This window comes from Enterobacter sp. PTB (genome assembly GCF_051130085.1).
In the GTDB taxonomy this organism is placed as follows: Bacteria; Pseudomonadota; Gammaproteobacteria; order Enterobacterales; family Enterobacteriaceae; genus Enterobacter; species Enterobacter ludwigii.
In genome coordinates this window covers 47,932-66,764 of the sequence record NZ_JBDKEE010000017.1, presented here as the reverse complement: position 1 = coordinate 66,764, position 18,833 = coordinate 47,932, and the positions used below count along the sequence as shown (strand labels likewise).

Sequence of the window (18,833 nt, the reverse complement as noted above, 5' to 3'; positions counted from 1 at the left end):
CGGTTGAGCGGGCTTTTTTATTGGCGATCAGAAGCTGTAGGTCATGCCGACAGTGTAACGGCGGCCATCAAGTACGGTATCGTAAGTCTCGTAATCAATCTGTTTATCCAGCACGTTATACACGCCTGCGGTTACCAGCAGGTTCTTGTTGGCGTTATAACGCAGACCCACATCAACCTGCGTGTAAGACGGTGTGCCCTGTGACATTGAGGTTCGGCTGAGATACTCAGAAGATTTGCCGCGGAAGTTCAGGCGGCTCCAGAAGCCCACATCCTGCGTGGCCTGCCAGTCCAGCGTGGTGTTGAACATATGCTTAGGCATTTTATTTAGTGGCTTACCGGAGAACTGACCGCTCTTCTGCTCGGATTCGGTATAGGTGTAATTAGCCGTCCAGTTAACATCCTGGGTGATTTTCCAGCCGAAGGTGGATTCCACTCCGCGCATGTTGGCTTTGTCGACGTTGACCCGGTCGCTGACAAAATCGTAGGCATGGCCGCCAATCGTACAGGCAGGGTCGGCACTGCTGTTACAGCGGCGTACTTCAGTGATTTTGTTTTTGAAGTCGGTATTGAACAGCGTAATGCCAGCGTTAAGACTGTGATTGTTATCCCAGAGCAGGGCGATCTCTTCGCTCAGGCTCTTCTCCGGCTTGAGGTCCGGGTTACCCACGATCATGCCATCCAGCCGACCGCCGCCCGTTGCCTGGCCCCAGCTGGCGGAGGACTGACGCAGATCCGGTGCACGGTAACCGGCAGAAACGCCCCCTTTTAACGTCCACTGTTCTGCAAGGTGCCACACCCCATAACCGCGAGGCGTCCAGTTGGTGCCATAGTTCTGGTCTTTATCCATACGCAGACCACCGGTCGCCGTGAAGCTATCGGTCATCGCCCACTCATCTTCAGCAAACAGCGCCCAGCTCCAGCGCGTCAGTTTGTTGAGCCCGTCCGCCGCCTCAAGCTGGTTACCGTTGTCACGCAGCTTCTCATAGCGATATTGACCGCCGAGGGTCAGGGTATGGTCGCCGAGGAAGATCTGGTTCTGGTTGTTGAAAGTGGTGTTATACGAACGCATTTTGCGAACCGGGTTATTGGTCTCTTCCTGCTGGATGTAGCTGGTGGTGTTGAAGTCGCTGTAGTAACCGCTGTGGGTAAGGGAATAGGTCGTATGTTCGTAGCGGGTTTCGCTTTTGCTGTTTGGCGTGCAGGTTGTCCCGCGGCAGGTTTCAGTCGCTTTCGACTTGCCAGGCGTGCTGTTTCGGTCCTGAAGTTCGCGGGCAAAATCGAGGTCAAAATCGTTCTGCTCGTCCGGGGTAAAGTTCAGCGTGACCCCGCCGTTACGCATTTTCTGCTCATTGAAACCGTTCAGGATCTGATCTTCCGCGCGACGTGAGAGGAGGCCTGTCACTTTTGCACCGAGCAGTCCGTCAATTAACGGGCCGGAAGCGTAGGCGTTGGTCTGGAAGATATCCCCGGAATCATGGTTCTCCTGGAACGTGGCATCGCCGTGTAACGATCCGGTCCAGGCTTTGGTATTCGAGACTTTTTTGGTAATGATGTTGATTACGCCGCCCATTGCATCTGAGCCATAGAGCGATGACATGGGCCCGCGGATCACTTCGATGCGCTCGATAGACTCCAGCGGCGGTAGCCAGCCTTGCTCAATGCCCGAGTTATCGCTGTTCGGGCGCGTGCTGCGTGTGCTGACGCGCTTGCCATTGACCAGGAACAAGGTGTATTGGGACGCCATGCCGCGAATGCTGATATCGCTGCTGCTTCCGCCGCCCGTGACGACGACGCCCGGGACATCTTTTAGCGCATCGGTCACATCGCGGTAAGCCTTGTCTTCAATCTGCTGCTTTGAAATGACGGAGATAGAGGCCGGGGCATTCTGGATTTTTTGCTCAAAACCCGTGGCGGTCACCACCACGGTATCCGGGTCGGCTGCGTGAGCAAGTGGGGAGAGCATGGCGGCGCTGATGGCAACAGCCAGTAACGTAACGCGTGGTATTGTCATTTGAACATTCCATATCAAAAAGAAAAACACTCCATCGGGTAACCCTGAGAACTGTATGTATTTGTCTTGTAAGAACTCTTTGTGATGGAGAAGAGCCTGGAATTGTACAAAAGAATGTGAAATTGTAAACACAAATGATAATCGAAATCATTTGTGTTTTGATGTTGGTTGGTGAAACTGGCTTTTATTCAAAGGGATAGGGTTTTGAGGCCCGGCAGACGGAGCGCCACCGGGCAAGAAGGGAGGAACTTACTTAAACAGATGCGCCGCATGGAAGCGGAGATGATCTTCAATAAATGACGCCATAAAGTAATAGCTGTGGTCATACCCTGGCTGGATACGCAGCGTCAGCGGCCAGTCCTTCTGGCGTGCCGCTTCGGCCAGAACCGCAGGTTGAAGCTGACCGGCGAGGAACTGATCCGCATCGCCCTGATCGATCAGCGTCGGGATGGCGTCCCCCGTGTTGCTGGCCAGCATCAGCGCACAGCTGTCCCACGCCTGCCATTTATCTGTGTCACTGCCCAGATAATGGGTGAAGGCTTTCTGACCCCATGGCACCTGAGTGGGGTTCACAATCGGGGCGAATGCCGACACGCTGGTGTATTTTCCCGGATTTTTCAGCGCCATTATCAACGCGCCGTGTCCACCCATGGAGTGTCCGCTAATGGCGCAGCGGTCGCTTACCTCAAATTCGGCCTGAACCAGCGCAGGCAGTTCGTCACAAATGTAATCATACATGCGGTAATGACGTGCCCAGGGCTGCTCTGTCGCGTTCAGGTAGAATCCGGCGCCTTTACCCAGATCGTACCCGGCATCATCGGCGACATCATCGCCACGCGGGCTGGTATCAGGCATGACCAGCGCAATCCCCAGTTCAGCCGCAATACGCTGCGCGCCCGCTTTGGTGGTGAAGTTTTCGTCGGTACAGGTTAAACCGGACAGCCAGAACAGCACGGGTGGCTTTACGCCCGTTTCAGTTGGCGGCAAAAAAATGCTGAACGTCATGGCACAGTTCAGTACGCTGGAGTCGTGCCGCCAGCGCTGCTGTCGACCTTCAAAACAACGATGCTCTTCGAGCAGTTCCATGCAGGGCTCCTTAATACGAATTGCGATTCACTCGGCCCATAATACAGAGTTTTCATTTACCTGTGAGCAACTTTCACTTTCGCAGGACGGTAAGATGCGGCATCATAAATTAACTTTTCTTTAACAATTGGAGCGGTCATGGCGCTGCGTATCGCGCTCAGTGGGTTTGTGGTTCTGGTGGTAGCGATGGGGATAGGGCGCTTTGCTTTTACCCCTCAGGTGCCGCTAATGATTGCCGCCGGGCAACTCACGCTCACCAGCGCGGGCCTGGTGGCGGCGATGAACTATCTGGGCTATCTGGTGGGAGCATGGGATGCAATGCGTGCGCACCGCTTCGTTGAAACACGCCTCTGGTTGGGTATTTTTGGTGCAGTTGCGCTGACGCTGCTTTCCGCTGCGGCCGATAACGCCGTGGTACATGGCCTGCTGCGCTTTGTGATTGGCTGCATGAGCGGCTGGTCGATGGTGCTGATTGCCGCCTGGACCAACGAGCGGCTGGGACAACTGGGGAAACCGGGTCTCAGCGCCGCGGTTTTTGCCGGACCAGGTGCAGGTATTGCGCTCAGCGGGCTGCTTGCCGTCTATATCCAGGCTAAGGCGCTTTCCGCCGGTGCAGCATGGCAAATCTACGGCGTACTGGCGCTGGTGCTTATCGCGCTGGTGGCCCGGTATCTGCCGCGTGCGGGTCAACTTCACCGGCCGGGCAGCGCACCGGAACCGCTCGTCCTGACGAAGAATGTAAAGCGCCTGGTCTGGAGCTACAGCCTGGCCGGGTTTGGCTATATCCTTCCGGCGACCTTTTTATCGCAAATGGCGGCCGTGCGTTTTCCCGGCAGTCTGTTTGCCCAGTTTGTCTGGCCGATATTTGGTATTGCCGCCGTGGCGGGCATTGCGCTCAGCATCGTTTTACGCCACAACTCAACCTCAAACCGCAGGCTGGCTATCGTATTGTGGTTGCAGGGGGCCGGCGTACTGGCAGCCTGGCTGTTGCCGGGGATTGGCGGGTTACTGACCGGCGGCTTGCTCGTTGGGGGCGGGTTCTTGTGTGCCGTTCAGCTCTCTTTACTTTATGGGCGCGAACTGGCACCAGATCACACGCGCTACATGGCGGGACTGCTTACTACCGGTTATGCCGTCGGTCAGTTGATTGGCCCGGTAACGTCGGCGTTGTCGACGTGGCTCACGCACCGACTGGAGCCTGCGCTGGGGCTGGCGGGCGTCGCGCTGTTCATCGGCGGCGCACTGGTCTGGGATCGTCAGGCCGAAAGGCAACAGCAATTGCAATAATTATCGTCGTGAATACTGGATTATGTGCGCCGCCTCACGCACAATGAGCGCACACTTTTGCCACAACGAGGGCAAAAGACGCCACACCTGCAGGAGAAAAGAATGCCATCACTCAGTAAAGAAGCAGCCCTGGTTCACGAAGCTCTGGTTGCGCGTGGTCTTGAAACGCCACTGCGTCCACCCGTTCAGGAACTGGACAATGAAACCCGTAAGCATCTGATTGCTGGGCATATGACCGAGATCATGCAACTGCTGAATCTCGATCTGAGCGACGACAGTCTGATGGAAACGCCGCACCGTATCGCAAAAATGTACGTTGACGAAATTTTCTCCGGCCTGGATTACGCCAATTTCCCGAAAATCACCGTCATTGAAAACAAGATGAAGGTGGATGAGATGGTAACGGTACGTGATATCACGTTAACCAGTACCTGCGAACACCACTTCGTGACCATCGACGGTAAAGCGACCGTGGCTTATATTCCTAAAGATACGGTGATTGGTCTGTCGAAGATCAACCGCATCGTGCAGTTCTTTGCTCAGCGTCCGCAGGTGCAGGAGCGTCTGACGCAGCAGATCCTGACCGCGCTGCAAACGCTGCTGGGCACCAATAACGTGGCAGTATCTATCGACGCCGTTCACTACTGTGTGAAAGCGCGCGGCGTGCGTGATGCCACCAGTGCGACCACCACGACGTCGCTGGGCGGTCTGTTTAAATCCAGCCAGAACACCCGCCAGGAGTTTCTGCGCGCCGTGCGTCACCACAACTAATCTGACAGGGCAGGCTACATGGAGCGAAACGTCACGCTCGATTTTGTTCGAGGCGTCGCCATTCTCGGTATCCTGCTGCTTAACATCAGCGCCTTCGGCTTGCCGAAGGCGGCGTATCTCAATCCTGCGTGGTATGGCGACATTACCCGCAGCGATGCCTGGACGTGGGCCATCCTCGATCTCTTCGCCCAGGTCAAATTCCTCACCCTGTTTGCCCTGCTGTTTGGCGCGGGCCTGCAGCTACTGCTCAGGCGCGGTACGCGCTGGATCCAGTCGCGTCTGACGTTGCTGGTGATCCTCGGCTTTATTCACGGGCTGTTCTTCTGGGATGGCGACATTCTTCTCGCCTATGGCTTAGTCGGGCTGATTTGCTGGCGGCTCATTCGCGATGCGCACAGCGTAAAAAGCCTGTTTAACACGGGCGTGATGCTTTACGTCATGGGCCTTGGCGTGCTGTTACTGCTGGGGATAATCTCCGGTGATGCGGCAAACCGTTCATGGATCCCCGATGCCGCCAACCTTCAGTACGAGCAGTACTGGAAGCTGAAAGGAGGCACGGAAGCGATAAGCAACCGTGCGGATATGCTTGGCGATAACCTGCTGGCGCTGGGCGCACAATATGGCTGGCAGCTGGCAGGGATGATGCTGATGGGGGCATCACTGATGCGCACCGGCTGGCTGAAAGGGGAGTTTTCCCTTCGCCACTATCGCCTGACGGGAGCCGGGTTAATTCTTCTCGGCGTGCTGATTAATCTGCCGGCCGTGATCATGCAGTGGCATCTGCACTGGAACTACCGCTGGTGTGCGTTTCTGCTTCAGGTCCCGCGCGAGTTGAGCGCGCCCTTCCAGACGATTGGCTATGCGGCACTCATTTACGGCTTCTGGCCACAAATTTGTCGCGCATGGATTGTCAGTGCCATTGCCTGCGTAGGACGTATGGCCCTCAGCAATTACATTCTGCAGACGCTGATATGCACCACGCTTTTCTATCGGTTTGGCCTGTTTATGAAATTCGACCGGCTTTCGCTGCTGGCGTTTGTTATCCCGGTCTGGATGGTTAACCTGGCGTTTTCTGTTCTCTGGCTACGTTATTTCCGCCAGGGGCCGCTGGAGTGGGTGTGGCGTCAGTTAACCGCACATGCTTCAGGGGTATCATTGAGAAATACATCCAGATAACGATCTGGATCACAATCATTAACAAAACGGATGTAAACGTTTTCATCTGTGTGAGCTTCTTCACGTAGTCCCCTTTCTCTCGCTGCCAAAATAGCCACCTTGCTAAACACAGGGGGTGTCTGTGAGTTGCTGCAATCCTTTGAAGGATGGTGAATATGATCACCATTCGTGACGTCGCCCGTCAGGCGGGTGTTTCCGTGGCTACCGTCTCACGCGTGCTGAACAACAGCGCGCTGGTCAGCCCTGACACCCGCGAAACCGTAATGAAAGCCGTGACCCAGCTGGGTTATCGCCCTAATGCCAATGCGCAGGCGCTAGCCACGCAGGTCAGCGATACCATTGGCGTGGTGGTGATGGATGTCTCTGATGCCTTTTTCGGTGCGCTGGTTAAAGCGGTAGACGTTGTCGCTCAGCAGCATCAGAAATACGTGCTGATTGGCAACAGCTATCACGAGGCTGAAAAAGAGCGTCATGCGATTGAAGTGCTGATCCGCCAGCGTTGTAACGCACTGATTGTGCATTCAAAAGCCTTAAGCGATGACGAGATTTCCGGGTTTATGGAGCAAATCCCGGGCATGGTGCTGATCAACCGTATTGTGCCAGGGTATGCCCACCGCTGCGTCGGGCTGGATAACGTCAGCGGGGCGATGATGGCCACCAAAATGCTCATCAACAACGGGCATCAGCGGATCGGTTTTTTGGCCTCCAGCCATCATATTGAAGATGATGAGCTGCGGCGCGAAGGCTGGCAAAACGCCCTTAAAGAACAGGGTATTACGCCGTCTGAAAGCTGGGTTGGAACCGGCACGCCGGATATGCAGGGCGGGGAGGCGGCGATGGTGGAGTTACTGGGCCGTAATCTGCAGCTGTCTGCCGTGTTTGCCTATAACGATAACATGGCGGCCGGGGCGCTGACTGCGCTGAAGGATAACGGCATTGCGGTGCCACAGCATTTATCGTTGATTGGTTTTGATGATATTCCCATTGCCCGTTACACCGACCCGCAGCTGACCACCGTGCGTTACCCCATCGCCTCTATGGCCAAACTGGCCACTGAGCTGGCGTTACAGGGGGCGGCAGGGCTGCTGGATCCGGGCGCAACACACTGTTTCATGCCGACTTTAGTGCGTCGACATTCTGTCGCTGCCCGGCAAATTGTGGTTCCGATCACTAACTGATTACATCAGCTGATGTAACCGTTTTCAATCTGTGAGTAAATTCACAGTATCTTAACAAGGCGCTGACTATGATGTCAGCGTTTTAGGGGCTGAAACGCTATGTAACAGTGATTAATCACTTTCACCATAGCCAATGTGCCGCAAACAACGAATAAAACGCATTTCTGGAGCGTTACCGAACACGGAAGATAGAAATTTTATAAGTGAACTTCGGCTGTCAGTAACGTTTTATTAACACCTGCCTGCCGATCGTTATTCACAAGAACTACCCTGCATAAAAAAAACCGGAGATACCATGAATAAGAAGGTGTTGACCCTGTCTGCTGTAATGGCAAGCATGCTTTTTGGTGTAGCAGCGCACGCTGCGGATACCCGTATTGGTGTGACCATCTATAAATACGACGACAACTTCATGTCTGTTGTCCGTAAAGCTATCGAGAAAGATGCTAAAGCAGCGCCAGATGTTCAGCTGCTGATGAATGACTCCCAGAACGACCAGTCCAAACAGAACGACCAGATCGACGTTCTGCTGGCAAAAGGCGTGAAGGCACTGGCCATCAACCTGGTTGACCCCGCTGCGGCAGGCACGGTCATTGAAAAAGCGCGCGGCCAGAATGTGCCGATTGTCTTCTTCAACAAAGAACCTTCCCGTAAAGCGCTGGACAGCTATGACAAAGCGTTTTACGTCGGTACTGACTCCAAAGAGTCCGGCATTATTCAGGGCGATCTGATCGCTAAACACTGGGCGGCGAACCCGAACTGGGACCTGAACAAAGACGGCCAGATCCAGTTCGTGCTGCTGAAAGGCGAACCAGGCCATCCGGATGCTGAAGCCCGTACCACTTACGTTATCAAAGAGCTGAATGATAAGGGCCTGAAAACCCAGCAGCTGGCATTAGATACCGCGATGTGGGATACCGCTCAGGCGAAAGATAAGATGGACGCGTGGCTGTCCGGCCCGAACGCTAACAAAATCGAAGTGGTAATTGCCAACAACGACGCGATGGCTATGGGTGCGGTAGAAGCGCTGAAAGCGCACAACAAATCAGCCATTCCTGTGTTCGGTGTGGATGCGCTGCCAGAAGCTCTGGCCCTGGTGAAATCCGGTGCAATGGCCGGTACCGTGCTGAACGATGCCAACAACCAGGCGAAAGCAACCTTCGATCTGGCGAAAAACCTGGCCGATGGCAAAGGTGCGGCAGACGGTACGACCTGGAAAATTGAAAACAAAATCGTTCGCGTACCTTACGTCGGCGTAGACCAGTCCAACCTGGCTGAGTTTATCGGTAAATAAGTTATTTGAATTGTCTTCACTGGGCGCAACTTGTTGCGCCCTTTTATAACGCGATATGCGAGGCCAACAAGGTATAATTATGGTCAGCACAAATACTCAGTCATCTGGTGAATACTTGTTGGAAATGAGCGCTATCAACAAGTCATTTCCCGGGGTTAAGGCACTCGATAATGTTAATTTAAAAGTTCGTCCTCACTCTATTCACGCATTAATGGGGGAGAACGGCGCAGGTAAATCAACATTATTAAAATGTCTTTTTGGGATCTATCAAAAAGATTCTGGCAGCATTCTTTTTCAGGGGAAAGAGATCGATTTCCATTCAGCAAAAGAAGCACTGGAAAACGGTATCTCAATGGTTCACCAGGAATTAAACCTGGTGCTGCAGCGTTCTGTTATGGATAACATGTGGCTGGGCCGTTATCCGACCAAAGGTGTCTTTGTCGATCAGGATAAAATGTATCGCGACACCAAAGCGATTTTCGATGAACTGGATATTGATATCGATCCGCGCGCCCGCGTGGGAACGTTATCCGTATCCCAAATGCAGATGATCGAAATTGCCAAAGCGTTCTCCTATGATGCGAAAATCGTCATCATGGACGAACCGACATCGTCATTAACGGAAAAAGAGGTTAACCACCTTTTTACCATTATTCGTAAGCTCAAAGACCGCGGCTGCGGCATTGTTTATATCTCTCACAAAATGGAAGAGATCTTCCAGCTGTGTGATGAGATTACCATCCTGCGCGACGGCCAGTGGATTGCCACCCAGCCTCTCGAAGGGCTGGATATGGACAAGATCATCGCCATGATGGTGGGGCGCTCTCTGAACCAGCGCTTCCCGGACAAAGAGAACAAGCCGGGTGAAGTGATCCTTGAGGTTCGCAATCTCACCTCGCTGCGTCAGCCGTCTATTCGCGACGTCTCTTTTGACCTGCATAAGGGCGAAATTCTCGGTATCGCAGGTCTGGTTGGGGCAAAACGTACTGATATTGTCGAAACCCTGTTCGGTATTCGTGAGAAAGCCGCGGGCACCATCACGCTGCACGGTAAGAAAATCAATAACCACAGCGCCAACGAAGCCATTAATAATGGTTTTGCGCTGGTCACGGAAGAGCGTCGTTCGACCGGTATTTATGCGTATCTGGATATTAACTTTAACTCGTTAATTTCCAATATTCGCAACTATAAAAACAAAGTCGGGCTGCTGGATAACTCCCGCATGAAGAGCGATACCCAGTGGGTGATTGACTCCATGCGCGTCAAAACGCCAGGTCACCGCACGCAAATTGGTTCGCTGTCAGGTGGTAACCAGCAGAAGGTCATTATTGGCCGTTGGTTATTAACCCAGCCAGAAATCCTGATGCTGGATGAACCGACCCGCGGTATTGACGTCGGCGCGAAGTTTGAGATTTATCAGCTGATTGCCGAGCTGGCGAAAAAGAATAAAGGGATCATTATTATTTCTTCCGAAATGCCGGAATTGTTAGGGATCACAGATCGTATTCTGGTTATGAGCAATGGTCTCGTTGCCGGTATTGTTGACACCAAAACGACAACGCAAAACGAAATTTTGCGTCTTGCGTCTTTGCACCTTTAAGATCAGGGGCTCCTCATGAGTGCGTTAAATAAAAAAAGTTTTCTCACTTACCTGAAAGAAGGCGGTATTTACGTTGTTCTTTTAGTACTGCTGGCTATCATCATTTTCCAGGACCCTACGTTCTTAAGCCTGTTGAACCTCAGTAACATCCTGACCCAGTCCTCCGTGCGTATTATTATCGCGCTGGGCGTGGCGGGACTTATCGTGACGCAGGGGACTGACCTGTCAGCGGGACGTCAGGTTGGCCTCGCGGCGGTTATCGCGGCAACGCTGCTACAGTCGATGGAAAACGCCAACAAGGTGTTCCCGGAAATGGCGACCATGCCCATTTTCGTGGTGATCCTGATTGTCTGTGCGATCGGCGCAGTGATTGGTCTGATTAACGGCATCATTATCGCTTACCTGAACGTGACGCCATTTATCACCACCTTAGGTACGATGATCATCGTTTACGGTATCAACTCCCTGTACTACGACTTCGTGGGGGCGTCGCCAATCTCTGGCTTCGACAGCGGGTTCTCGACCTTTACGCAAGGGTTTATCGCGCTGGGCAGTTTCCGCCTGTCGTACATTACCTTCTACGCCCTGATTGCCGTCGCTTTTGTCTGGATCCTGTGGAACAAAACCCGCTTCGGTAAAAACATCTTCGCTATCGGCGGTAACCCGGAAGCGGCGAAAGTGTCCGGCGTCAACGTTGCCCTGAACCTGCTGATGATTTATGCCCTGTCAGGTGTGTTCTACGCCTTTGGTGGGATGCTGGAAGCGGGCCGTATCGGCTCTGCAACGAACAACCTGGGCTTCATGTACGAACTGGATGCGATCGCAGCCTGTGTGGTCGGCGGCGTCTCCTTTAGCGGCGGCGTGGGTACCGTGTTCGGCGTGGTAACCGGTGTCATCATCTTTACCGTAATCAACTACGGTCTGACCTACATCGGTGTGAACCCGTACTGGCAGTACATCATCAAAGGCGGCATCATCATCTTTGCGGTCGCCCTGGATTCACTCAAATACGCGCGTAAAAAATAATCGCCTCTGGCATTACCTGGCCCGCTCATCGAGCGGGCTTTTTTGTGCTTCACGCCAGACTCGACTCCTCCCGGGTGACAATGCTCTCGAACCAGTCGAGTTCGGAGAGTTTGCAGGCAACCCACTGTTGAGAAAAAGCCTCTCCCAGGCTGTCGGTAAGATACTGACAGCGTGCAAATGTCTCGATCGCCTCCTGCTGAAACAGCGGCAGATCCGGCCCGTCCTGCTGAGGTTCAGGTAAATCCTGCTCGTCAAAATTTTCCAGCCCGTACAGCATTCCGCTCAGAAGCGTTGCCGCCACCAGATACGGGTTTGCATCAGCCCCGGCCAGCCGGTACTCAATACGCCGGTTATGGTCATCAGAGCAGGGAATACGCAGCGCGGCGGAGCGGGTGTTATAGCCCCAGGAGTTAAATAGCGGTTCCGTGAGGTTTTTACGCAGGCGGCGGAATGCGTTAACGCCAGGGGCGAGAATGGCGATGGAGGCGGGCATCAGCGCCAGCTGGCCAGCGATGCAGAGGCGCATCATGCTGTTCAGCGCTTCCACCGGAGACGCGAATACGTTTTCGCCATGAATATCGTTCAGGCTGAAATGGAAGTGCAAACCGCTGCCGGACTGCTGGCTGAACGGTTTGGCCATAAAGCTGGCCTGCAGACCCTGTTTCTCCGCAACGTAGCGGGTCAGGCGTCGCAGGGCCAGCACGTTATCGCAGACTTCAACGACGCGATGGCTATGCTTCAGGTTTAACTCAAACTGGCCGGATTCGGCCTCGGCCACGATCCCGGTCAGGGGGATACGCTGCAGGTGCGCCAGCTGTTCCAGCTCGTCAAACAGCGCCGCGTGTGCCGTTGAGGTATCCATATGAAAGCAGCCCTGATTTTGTGGATCCTGCGTGCCGCGTCCGGTCAGATAAAACTCAATTTCCGGGGCAATCACCGGGAAGAGCCCGTGCTGATGGAAACGAGCCAGAACGTTTTGCAATATCACCCTTGGCTCAAGCGGGCACGGTTTGCCGTCGCTCTCTTTCATGGTCAGCAGGATCTGCGCGTTATGCTGAGGGTCTTGCGAACAGGGGCGCAGGGAACCGCCGACGGGAACGCAGAGCCGGTCGGGCTCATCATCAAGCGGGGCGGCTATTTTGCCTTTATGGTCCATGGAGTAGACGGAGAGGGGGAAGTAACAGCCTTTTTCCAGATTCAGCATGCTTTCCACCGAGAGCCGCTTGCCGCGCATAATGCCATTGATGTCGTTCAGGTAAACGTCAATATGTTTTGTCTGCGGGTAACGTTCCAGGTAATCCGCCACTTCCAGCGAGACGTTGTGCTGCATGGCATCAAGTTTGTCATCAAGCCAGAGGCCAGCATTGAGTGCCGTCGGGAGTGATAAACCCGGGAAGTTAAAATAGGGGCGGATATTTTTCAGGAAAAACGCATTCATTATTGAGTTCATAGTCATTCTTCAATGAAGCCGTAGCGGCAGTGAACTCAGCTTAAAAGGGGCGGCGTAAAGGCGGGATAAAAAGCGTTACGCCCGGTATAAAGAAAGTATAAAGGCGAGGCTATTTTTTCTCTTTTTTCTGCATATCAAGCAGTTGTTCTGGCGTGACGGCCGGGTAGCCCTGCGCATCTTCCGGCACTTCATGCATCGCCGGAATGGGTACCAGCGGACCTAAAAAGCGCGGTTCACGTTTGAAGATGTACAGATCGGCCAGAGCGCCAAAACGCGCGCCAAACTCACGTACGCGCACGCTCAGCATATCTTTAGGCGACGGCACGGCGTAGCACTGCGCCTGGATACCCATATGCAGTGCGATAAACAGCGCCCGTTCGCAGTGGAAGCGTTGGGTGATGATGATGAAATCGTTGGTATCGAACACCTTGCGCGTACGCACGATGGAATCCAGAGTGCGGAACCCGGCGTAGTCGAGCACGATATCGGCCGGATCGACGCCAGCGGCAATCAGGTCTTTGCGCATGGTGACCGGTTCGTTATAGCTTTGCAGCGCATTATCGCCGCTCAGCAGCAGGTAATTCACTTTGCCGCTGTTATACGCGTTCAGCGCGCCCTGAATGCGGTAACGGTAATACTGATTAATTACCCCGGTGCGGTAATACTTGGCGGTACCCAGCACAACGCCGACCTGACGATAGGGCAGGTCCTGCAGGTCGTCAAAGATATACGGAGCCGTTTTCCAGCTCATCCAGCGATCAAGACCCAGCACGATCAACAGCAGTATGCCGACCAGGACAGACAGGCTGTAAAAAGCGCGCTTTAACATGCAGATGGCTCGTACCGAAGGTGAAATTTAACTCAGGCTACTTTACCCGCCTGGTTAGCGCAAGAAACAGCGAATCAACTGAGGGGTTTTTCAGCAAAGCGGCGGGCATTTCTGCCCGCCGGAGGCATTACGCAAGCAAAACACGGTCAATAGTTGAGCAACCGAGCGCTTTCAGCGTTGCGGCGGTGGCATCCCACTGGATCAACGGCGCGTCGGCTTTCTCTGCCAGAATAGCGCGCTGAATGTCCGGGTAGTCATAGCCATTGAGGCTCAGCAAATTCAGGGCGCCCTGAAGCGGTGGCAGCGTCGGGTTAAAGGCGGCGTTTTCGGCATAGCTTCCGGTGAAGATGCGACCATCACGACACTGCAGCGCCACACCGCTTGGGGAGTGACTGTATGGCGTGTGGCTCTTGTTCGCCGCGCGAATCGCGGCTTCGCTCAGCGCATCGCCGGAAAGGGCAAAACCGTGATCCTGTTCATCCATCAGCAGCGTTTTGATGTCGAGATCTTTCGGACCAAACGCGTCAGGCAGGTAATCCCCGAGGGTATGCGGCGCACGGCCTGGCAGATTGATGCGTAACTCCAGCCCGCTGTTCAGCTCGTTCATGAACTGGCGGCAGTGGCCGCAAGGGGTGTAGTTAACGGTAATGGCGCTCAGCGCTTGTTCACCGCGCAGCCAGGCGTGGCTGATGGCGCTTTGTTCCGCGTGAACGGTCTGCTGCATGGTCGCGCCCAGGAACTCCATGTTGCCACCGAAGTACCAGGTTCCACTTACGCCGCGTGCAATCGCACCGACGTTGAAATGAGAGAGATCGGCGCGGGCGCAGGCTGCCGCCAGCGGCAGCAGCGCGAAGGCCAGCGCGTCGTCGTCCAGCCCTGTGGCTTCTTTCAGTGCCGTGACGTGTTCAGCCGTCAGCAGGGCCGGGAAATGCTCATCCGCCAGAATCGGGGCCAGAGCTGATTGCACATTCTCTGCAAGCTGGGCGAAAGCAGCTTGAAAACGTGGATGCATGGCGTTTGCCTCATAAAGGTTAATGGATCGGTAGTTTACGGAGCCGCTGGGGCTTTATATGTGATCCACTTCTCATTATGTATGCAACTTATGAAAACAAAATGAAATTTGCGCGACGCATCGCAAATTTTAACCCATGACCGCCACAATCAGCGGGAAAATAAACGGTGCGAGCAGGGAGGTGATAATCCCGCAGATCACCAGTGCGAGTGAGCTAAACGCCCCTTCCTGATAATCCAGTTCAGCGCAGCGCGCGGTGCCCAGGGCGTGCGACGCGGTACCCATCGCCAGACCTCGTGCCGCTTTGGTGTGGATACGCATCGCATTCAGCAGGGTATGTCCAAAGACCGCGCCGAGGATCCCCACGAATATCACACACATGGCGCTGATGGCCGGAATCCCCCCCAGGCTGCCGCCCACGGCCATCGCAATAGGCGTGGTGACCGACTTAGGCAGAATAGAGGCCGCAATTTGCGGGGACGCGCCCATCAGCAGCGCCACCGAGGTGCCGGTGATCATCGCCACCAGGCTCCCGACAAAACAGATGGTCATGATGGATTTCCAGCGGGCGCGGATCTGGTGCAATTGCTCATATAAAGGAAAGGCGAGCGCCACCACGGCGGGCTGCAGAAGGTCGTTCAAAATTTTGCTGCCGGCAAAGTAGCGTTCATAAGGAATGCCGGTGAGAAGCAGGAACGGGATAATCACCACCATCGCCACCAGCAGCGGATTAAGTAACGGCATTTTGAAACGCGCGGCGAGTTTGCGTGCGGCGAAGAACACTGCCAGCGTTAACGGCAGCGACCACCAGATATTGGCCATCATTGTTTTGTTCCTTTCTGCCCAACCACTTTACGTTCGCCATGCACCAGATGCGAACTCCAGCTTACTACCAGGAAAACCACCAGCGTACTGACCGCGCAGGACACCACAATGGGTCCGAATTGCGCCTGGAGCAAATCAAAATACTGCATAACCCCGACGCCGATAGGCACGAACAGCAGCGCCATATAGCGAATAAGGACAAAGCAGCCAGGGTTAACCCATCTGGCAGGCAAAATTTGCAACGCCAGCAAAACAAAGAGGATCAACATTCCGATGATGCTGCCAGGAATGGTGATGGGAAGCAGGGATGCGATAAAGATTCCGGCATACAGGCAGGCGTAAATCAGGACGAATGCGCGAAGATATTGCCAGATAATGTTCAATGATTTTCTCATGGTGAAAGTCCTTGATGAAACGCATTCATCATACAATTAAACCTAAAAATGTGCCACGGATCACATCATGAATTTTGAGCATACCAGACATTCCGAAATGGAACGTCTGGTATAACCTCACCGGGTTAACCGCCGGGCTTTCCTCATGCCGGGAGAGCGGCTACTATAGCGCGTCTTTTTTCACAGGTACTGCTATGCGTGTTTTACTGGCCCCAATGGAAGGCGTGCTCGACTCTCTCGTGCGCGAGCTTCTGACCGAGGTGAACGACTACGATCTCTGCGTGACGGAGTTTTTGCGCGTGGTCGATATGTTGTTGCCAGTAAAATCATTCTATCGCCTTTGCCCGGAACTGCATCATCAGAGCCGCACCTCTTCCGGCACGCTGGTGCGCATTCAGCTATTGGGTCAGTATCCCGAATGGCTGGCGGAGAACGCGGCCCGTGCCGTAGAGCTTGGTTCCTTTGGGGTTGACCTCAACTGCGGTTGCCCATCAAAACTGGTGAATGGCAGCGGCGGCGGCGCCACCTTGCTGAAAGATCCGGAGCTGATTTACCGTGGCGCAAAAGCCATGCGTGAGGCTGTACCGTCGCATCTGCCGGTGACGGTAAAGGTGCGTCTGGGATGGGACAGCGACGCGCGGCAATTTGAGATTGCCGATGCCGTGCAGCAGGCCGGGGCCACTGAGCTGGTGGTGCATGGCCGCACCAAAGAAGATGGCTATAAAGCCGAACGTATTAACTGGCAGGCGATTGGCGAGATCCGCAAAAGACTCACCATTCCCGTTATTGCCAACGGCGAAATCTGGGATTACGAAAGCGCGCAGGCGTGCCTGAAAGAGACTGGCTGCGATGCGGTGATGATTGGCCGCGGCGCGCTTAACGTACCAAACCTCAGCCGGGTGATTAAATATAACGAACCACGTATGCCGTGGGCTGATGTGGTCACGCTACTGAAAAAGTACAGCCGCCTCGAAAAACAGGGTGATACTGGGTTATATCACGTCGCGCGAATTAAGCAGTGGCTCAGTTATTTACGCAAAGAGTACAGTGAAGCGCTGGAGTTATTTCAGGAGATCCGCACGCTGCAGACTTCCGCTGATATTGCACGGGTGATTCAGTCCAGGTAACGGAATTTGCCCGGCGCTGAGCCGGGCAATGAAATCAGAAAATCATCTTGAATACACCGGTTACCACCAGCAGCCCTATCAGAAATATAATTAAAATAACCCACAGTAATATTTTCATTCGTTTCTCCTGCGTCTGTTTGTCGAAAGTAAGTGTAGCAGTGAATTTATAATGAAGATGAATTCACTCATTTAATTCATTCTTATGATGAATAATTTTCTGAGTATGAAAATGTATGACAAATTGCGGGTTGCCACGCGTTACTAAAAAAAAGAGCGACGTCTGGCGTAAGTTGCGCCTTTATTTTTCGCGTGAATGGCGTAATGAAACCTTTATCTCTGAGTATTCCCCTGGTTTTTATTCTGGTGGCCTGCGCGCCGGAACATGCCTCGGTTTCCCCTGTAAATATGCAATCAACAATGGCTGCGGTGAATACTACGCTGAGCCATACCGCGTGGCCGAAAGATGCATGGTGGAAAACGTATAACGATCCTGAACTCAATTCGCTGATTGCGAAGGCGCTGAACGATGCGCCGGATATGCAAATTGCCCGTCAGCGCATCACGCTGGCGGAAGCGCAGGCAAAAGCCACCCTGGCCGCCGGGGGGCCGGAAATTGATTTCGCAGCGGATGCTGAACGGCAAAAAATGTCGGCCGAAGGGTTGATGGGGCCCTTTGCGATAACCGATCCGGCGGCGGGAACCACCGGACCGTGGTACACCAACGGTACTTTTGGTCTGAGCGCGGGCTGGGATCTCGATTTGTGGGGGAAAAATCGTGCACGGGTTGAAGCCCGAATTGGCCGGGTAAACGCGCAAAAAGCGGAGCTTGAGCAAACCCGACAACTGCTTGCCAGCAGCGTCGCACGTCTTTACTGGGCGTGGCAAACCCAGGCCGCGGTGGGGGATGTCCTCACGGAGATTAAACACCAGCAGGACACGATTATTGCAGCCGACCGCGAACTGTATCAGCATGGGATCACCTCTTCCGTAGAGGGCGTCGAGACCGACATCAACGCCAGCAAAACTGACGAGCAGCTGGCAGAAGTGAACGGAAAAATGAAAGCCATTGAGGCGCGTCTGAGCGCCCTGACGAACACCTCCTCAGTGACGCTTACACACCACGCCTTACCCACAGTAGAAGCCTCGCTCCCGGCCACGCTGGGGTATGAACTGCTGGCACGTCGACCGGATTTGCAGGAGGCTCGCTGGTATATCGAGGCCTCCATGAGTGACGTTGAGGCCGCCAGAGCAGCCTTCTATCCCGATGTGAATCTGATGGCTTTCTTACAGCAGGATGCCCTGCATCTGAGCGATTTGTTCCGCTCTTCTGCGCAGCAGATGGGCGTCACCGCCGGGCTGACGTTGCCCATTTTCGACAGCGGCAGGCTAAACGCCGAGCTGGATATTGCCCAGGCGCAGAACAATCTCTCCGTCGCGCGTTATAACAAAGCGGTGGTGGATGCGGTGAATCAGGTGGCGCGCACGGCCAGCGAAGTCGAAACACTGACCGCAAAAAACCAGCACCAGCAGAGTGTCGAAAAAGAGGCTGCCCGCGTTGTTGCACTGGCTCAGGCCCGCTTTCGCGCCGGCATTATCGCCGGCTCCCGCGTAAGTGAGGCCAGAATACCGGCCCTCAGGGAGCAGCTCACCGGGGTGATGCTCAAAGGCCAGTACGTTGACGCCACGCTGCAGCTGACCTCGGCGCTGGGTGGCGGCTATCATCAGGGCTAAAAAGCGCGATTATCTATACTTACCTCTTTGCAG

At 54.3% G+C, this 18,833-nt stretch carries 16 protein-coding genes; 9 read left to right on the top strand and 7 right to left on the bottom strand.

Annotation, left to right across the window (positions count from 1 at the left end):
• Positions 1 to 27: 27 nt before the first annotated feature.
• Both AAIR21_RS19355 and fghA read right to left on the bottom strand, forming a co-directional pair.
• Entirely contained in the window at positions 28 to 2,013 is a 1,986-nt protein-coding gene (locus AAIR21_RS19355) for a ligand-gated channel protein (RefSeq protein ID WP_106503353.1), read from the bottom strand.
• Between the two features lie 249 nt (positions 2,014 to 2,262).
• Positions 2,263 to 3,099, bottom strand: a complete 837-nt coding sequence (gene fghA / locus AAIR21_RS19350; RefSeq protein ID WP_151711878.1) for an S-formylglutathione hydrolase — start codon at positions 3,097 to 3,099, stop codon at positions 2,263 to 2,265.
• Between the two features lie 138 nt (positions 3,100 to 3,237).
• Here fghA and AAIR21_RS19345 point away from each other — a divergent pair, with 138 nt between their 5' ends.
• The 7 genes from AAIR21_RS19345 to mglC all read left to right on the top strand — a co-directional run bounded on the left by AAIR21_RS19345 (position 3,238) and on the right by mglC (position 11,431).
• Positions 3,238 to 4,386, top strand: a complete 1,149-nt coding sequence (locus tag AAIR21_RS19345; protein ID WP_151711879.1) for a YbfB/YjiJ family MFS transporter — start codon at positions 3,238 to 3,240, stop codon at positions 4,384 to 4,386.
• A 102-nt stretch (positions 4,387 to 4,488) separates the two neighbouring features.
• Positions 4,489 to 5,157, top strand: coding sequence for a GTP cyclohydrolase I FolE (gene folE, locus AAIR21_RS19340; RefSeq protein ID WP_020883194.1), 669 nt, complete (start codon positions 4,489 to 4,491; stop codon positions 5,155 to 5,157).
• An 18-nt stretch (positions 5,158 to 5,175) separates the two neighbouring features.
• Positions 5,176 to 6,333, top strand: a complete 1,158-nt coding sequence (yeiB, locus tag AAIR21_RS19335) for a DUF418 domain-containing protein YeiB (protein ID WP_032678573.1) — start codon at positions 5,176 to 5,178, stop codon at positions 6,331 to 6,333.
• Positions 6,334 to 6,488: 155 nt separating this feature from the next.
• A complete protein-coding gene (gene galS / locus AAIR21_RS19330) occupies positions 6,489 to 7,511 on the top strand; it encodes an HTH-type transcriptional regulator GalS (RefSeq protein WP_020883196.1) in 1,023 nt (340 codons plus the stop codon).
• Positions 7,512 to 7,806: 295 nt separating this feature from the next.
• Positions 7,807 to 8,805: a galactose/glucose ABC transporter substrate-binding protein MglB gene (gene mglB, locus AAIR21_RS19325; protein ID WP_183516143.1), complete on the top strand. Its 999-nt coding sequence runs from the start codon at positions 7,807 to 7,809 to the stop codon at positions 8,803 to 8,805.
• A 79-nt stretch (positions 8,806 to 8,884) separates the two neighbouring features.
• Positions 8,885 to 10,405: a galactose/methyl galactoside ABC transporter ATP-binding protein MglA gene (gene mglA, locus AAIR21_RS19320; RefSeq protein ID WP_020883197.1), complete on the top strand. Its 1,521-nt coding sequence runs from the start codon at positions 8,885 to 8,887 to the stop codon at positions 10,403 to 10,405.
• 15 nt (positions 10,406 to 10,420) lie between these two features.
• Positions 10,421 to 11,431, top strand: coding sequence for a galactose/methyl galactoside ABC transporter permease MglC (gene mglC / locus AAIR21_RS19315; protein ID WP_014170905.1), 1,011 nt, complete (start codon positions 10,421 to 10,423; stop codon positions 11,429 to 11,431).
• Between the two features lie 49 nt (positions 11,432 to 11,480).
• Here mglC and AAIR21_RS19310 read toward each other — a convergent pair whose 3' ends face one another.
• The 5 genes from AAIR21_RS19310 to AAIR21_RS19290 form a co-directional block, all read right to left on the bottom strand.
• A complete protein-coding gene (locus tag AAIR21_RS19310; protein ID WP_040017992.1) occupies positions 11,481 to 12,869 on the bottom strand; it encodes a glutamine synthetase family protein in 1,389 nt (462 codons plus the stop codon).
• Positions 12,870 to 12,990: 121 nt separating this feature from the next.
• Positions 12,991 to 13,710, bottom strand: a complete 720-nt coding sequence (gene sanA / locus AAIR21_RS19305; protein ID WP_014170903.1) for an outer membrane permeability protein SanA — start codon at positions 13,708 to 13,710, stop codon at positions 12,991 to 12,993.
• A 127-nt stretch (positions 13,711 to 13,837) separates the two neighbouring features.
• Positions 13,838 to 14,722, bottom strand: a complete 885-nt coding sequence (cdd, locus tag AAIR21_RS19300; protein ID WP_020883200.1) for a cytidine deaminase — start codon at positions 14,720 to 14,722, stop codon at positions 13,838 to 13,840.
• A 129-nt stretch (positions 14,723 to 14,851) separates the two neighbouring features.
• Positions 14,852 to 15,547 (bottom strand): CidB/LrgB family autolysis modulator, encoded by a 696-nt coding sequence (locus AAIR21_RS19295; protein WP_434682003.1) that lies wholly within the window; start codon positions 15,545 to 15,547, stop codon positions 14,852 to 14,854.
• Entirely contained in the window at positions 15,544 to 15,942 is a 399-nt protein-coding gene (locus AAIR21_RS19290) for a CidA/LrgA family protein (protein ID WP_020883202.1), read from the bottom strand. The genes AAIR21_RS19295 and AAIR21_RS19290 overlap by 4 nt, the downstream gene beginning before the upstream one ends.
• Before the next feature lie 194 nt (positions 15,943 to 16,136).
• Here AAIR21_RS19290 and dusC point away from each other — a divergent pair, with 194 nt between their 5' ends.
• Together dusC and mdtQ are read left to right on the top strand one after the other, a co-directional pair.
• Positions 16,137 to 17,069 carry a tRNA dihydrouridine(16) synthase DusC gene (gene dusC / locus AAIR21_RS19285; protein ID WP_047355772.1) on the top strand — a complete coding sequence of 311 codons (933 nt, stop codon included), beginning with the start codon at positions 16,137 to 16,139 and terminating at the stop codon, positions 17,067 to 17,069.
• A gap of 321 nt (positions 17,070 to 17,390) precedes the next feature.
• Positions 17,391 to 18,800, top strand: coding sequence for a multidrug resistance outer membrane protein MdtQ (mdtQ, locus tag AAIR21_RS19280; RefSeq protein ID WP_151887816.1), 1,410 nt, complete (start codon positions 17,391 to 17,393; stop codon positions 18,798 to 18,800).
• The last annotated feature ends 33 nt before the right edge of the window (positions 18,801 to 18,833 follow it).

Excerpts from the sequence above, each read along its gene's own strand:
- AAIR21_RS19355 (WP_106503353.1), bottom strand. The coding sequence starts at position 2,013 with ATGACAATACCACGCGTTACGTTACTGGCTGTTGCCATCAGCGCCGCC.
- fghA (WP_151711878.1), bottom strand. The coding sequence starts at position 3,099 with ATGGAACTGCTCGAAGAGCATCGTTGTTTTGAAGGTCGACAGCAGCGC.
- AAIR21_RS19345 (WP_151711879.1), top strand. The coding sequence starts at position 3,238 with ATGGCGCTGCGTATCGCGCTCAGTGGGTTTGTGGTTCTGGTGGTAGCG.
- folE (WP_020883194.1), top strand. The coding sequence starts at position 4,489 with ATGCCATCACTCAGTAAAGAAGCAGCCCTGGTTCACGAAGCTCTGGTT.
- yeiB (WP_032678573.1), top strand. The coding sequence starts at position 5,176 with ATGGAGCGAAACGTCACGCTCGATTTTGTTCGAGGCGTCGCCATTCTC.
- galS (WP_020883196.1), top strand. The coding sequence starts at position 6,489 with ATGATCACCATTCGTGACGTCGCCCGTCAGGCGGGTGTTTCCGTGGCT.
- mglB (WP_183516143.1), top strand. The coding sequence starts at position 7,807 with ATGAATAAGAAGGTGTTGACCCTGTCTGCTGTAATGGCAAGCATGCTT.
- mglA (WP_020883197.1), top strand. The coding sequence starts at position 8,885 with ATGGTCAGCACAAATACTCAGTCATCTGGTGAATACTTGTTGGAAATG.
- mglC (WP_014170905.1), top strand. The coding sequence starts at position 10,421 with ATGAGTGCGTTAAATAAAAAAAGTTTTCTCACTTACCTGAAAGAAGGC.
- AAIR21_RS19310 (WP_040017992.1), bottom strand. The coding sequence starts at position 12,869 with ATGAATGCGTTTTTCCTGAAAAATATCCGCCCCTATTTTAACTTCCCG.
- sanA (WP_014170903.1), bottom strand. The coding sequence starts at position 13,710 with ATGTTAAAGCGCGCTTTTTACAGCCTGTCTGTCCTGGTCGGCATACTG.
- cdd (WP_020883200.1), bottom strand. The coding sequence starts at position 14,722 with ATGCATCCACGTTTTCAAGCTGCTTTCGCCCAGCTTGCAGAGAATGTG.
- AAIR21_RS19295 (WP_434682003.1), bottom strand. The coding sequence starts at position 15,547 with ATGATGGCCAATATCTGGTGGTCGCTGCCGTTAACGCTGGCAGTGTTC.
- AAIR21_RS19290 (WP_020883202.1), bottom strand. The coding sequence starts at position 15,942 with ATGAGAAAATCATTGAACATTATCTGGCAATATCTTCGCGCATTCGTC.
- dusC (WP_047355772.1), top strand. The coding sequence starts at position 16,137 with ATGCGTGTTTTACTGGCCCCAATGGAAGGCGTGCTCGACTCTCTCGTG.
- mdtQ (WP_151887816.1), top strand. The coding sequence starts at position 17,391 with ATGAAACCTTTATCTCTGAGTATTCCCCTGGTTTTTATTCTGGTGGCC.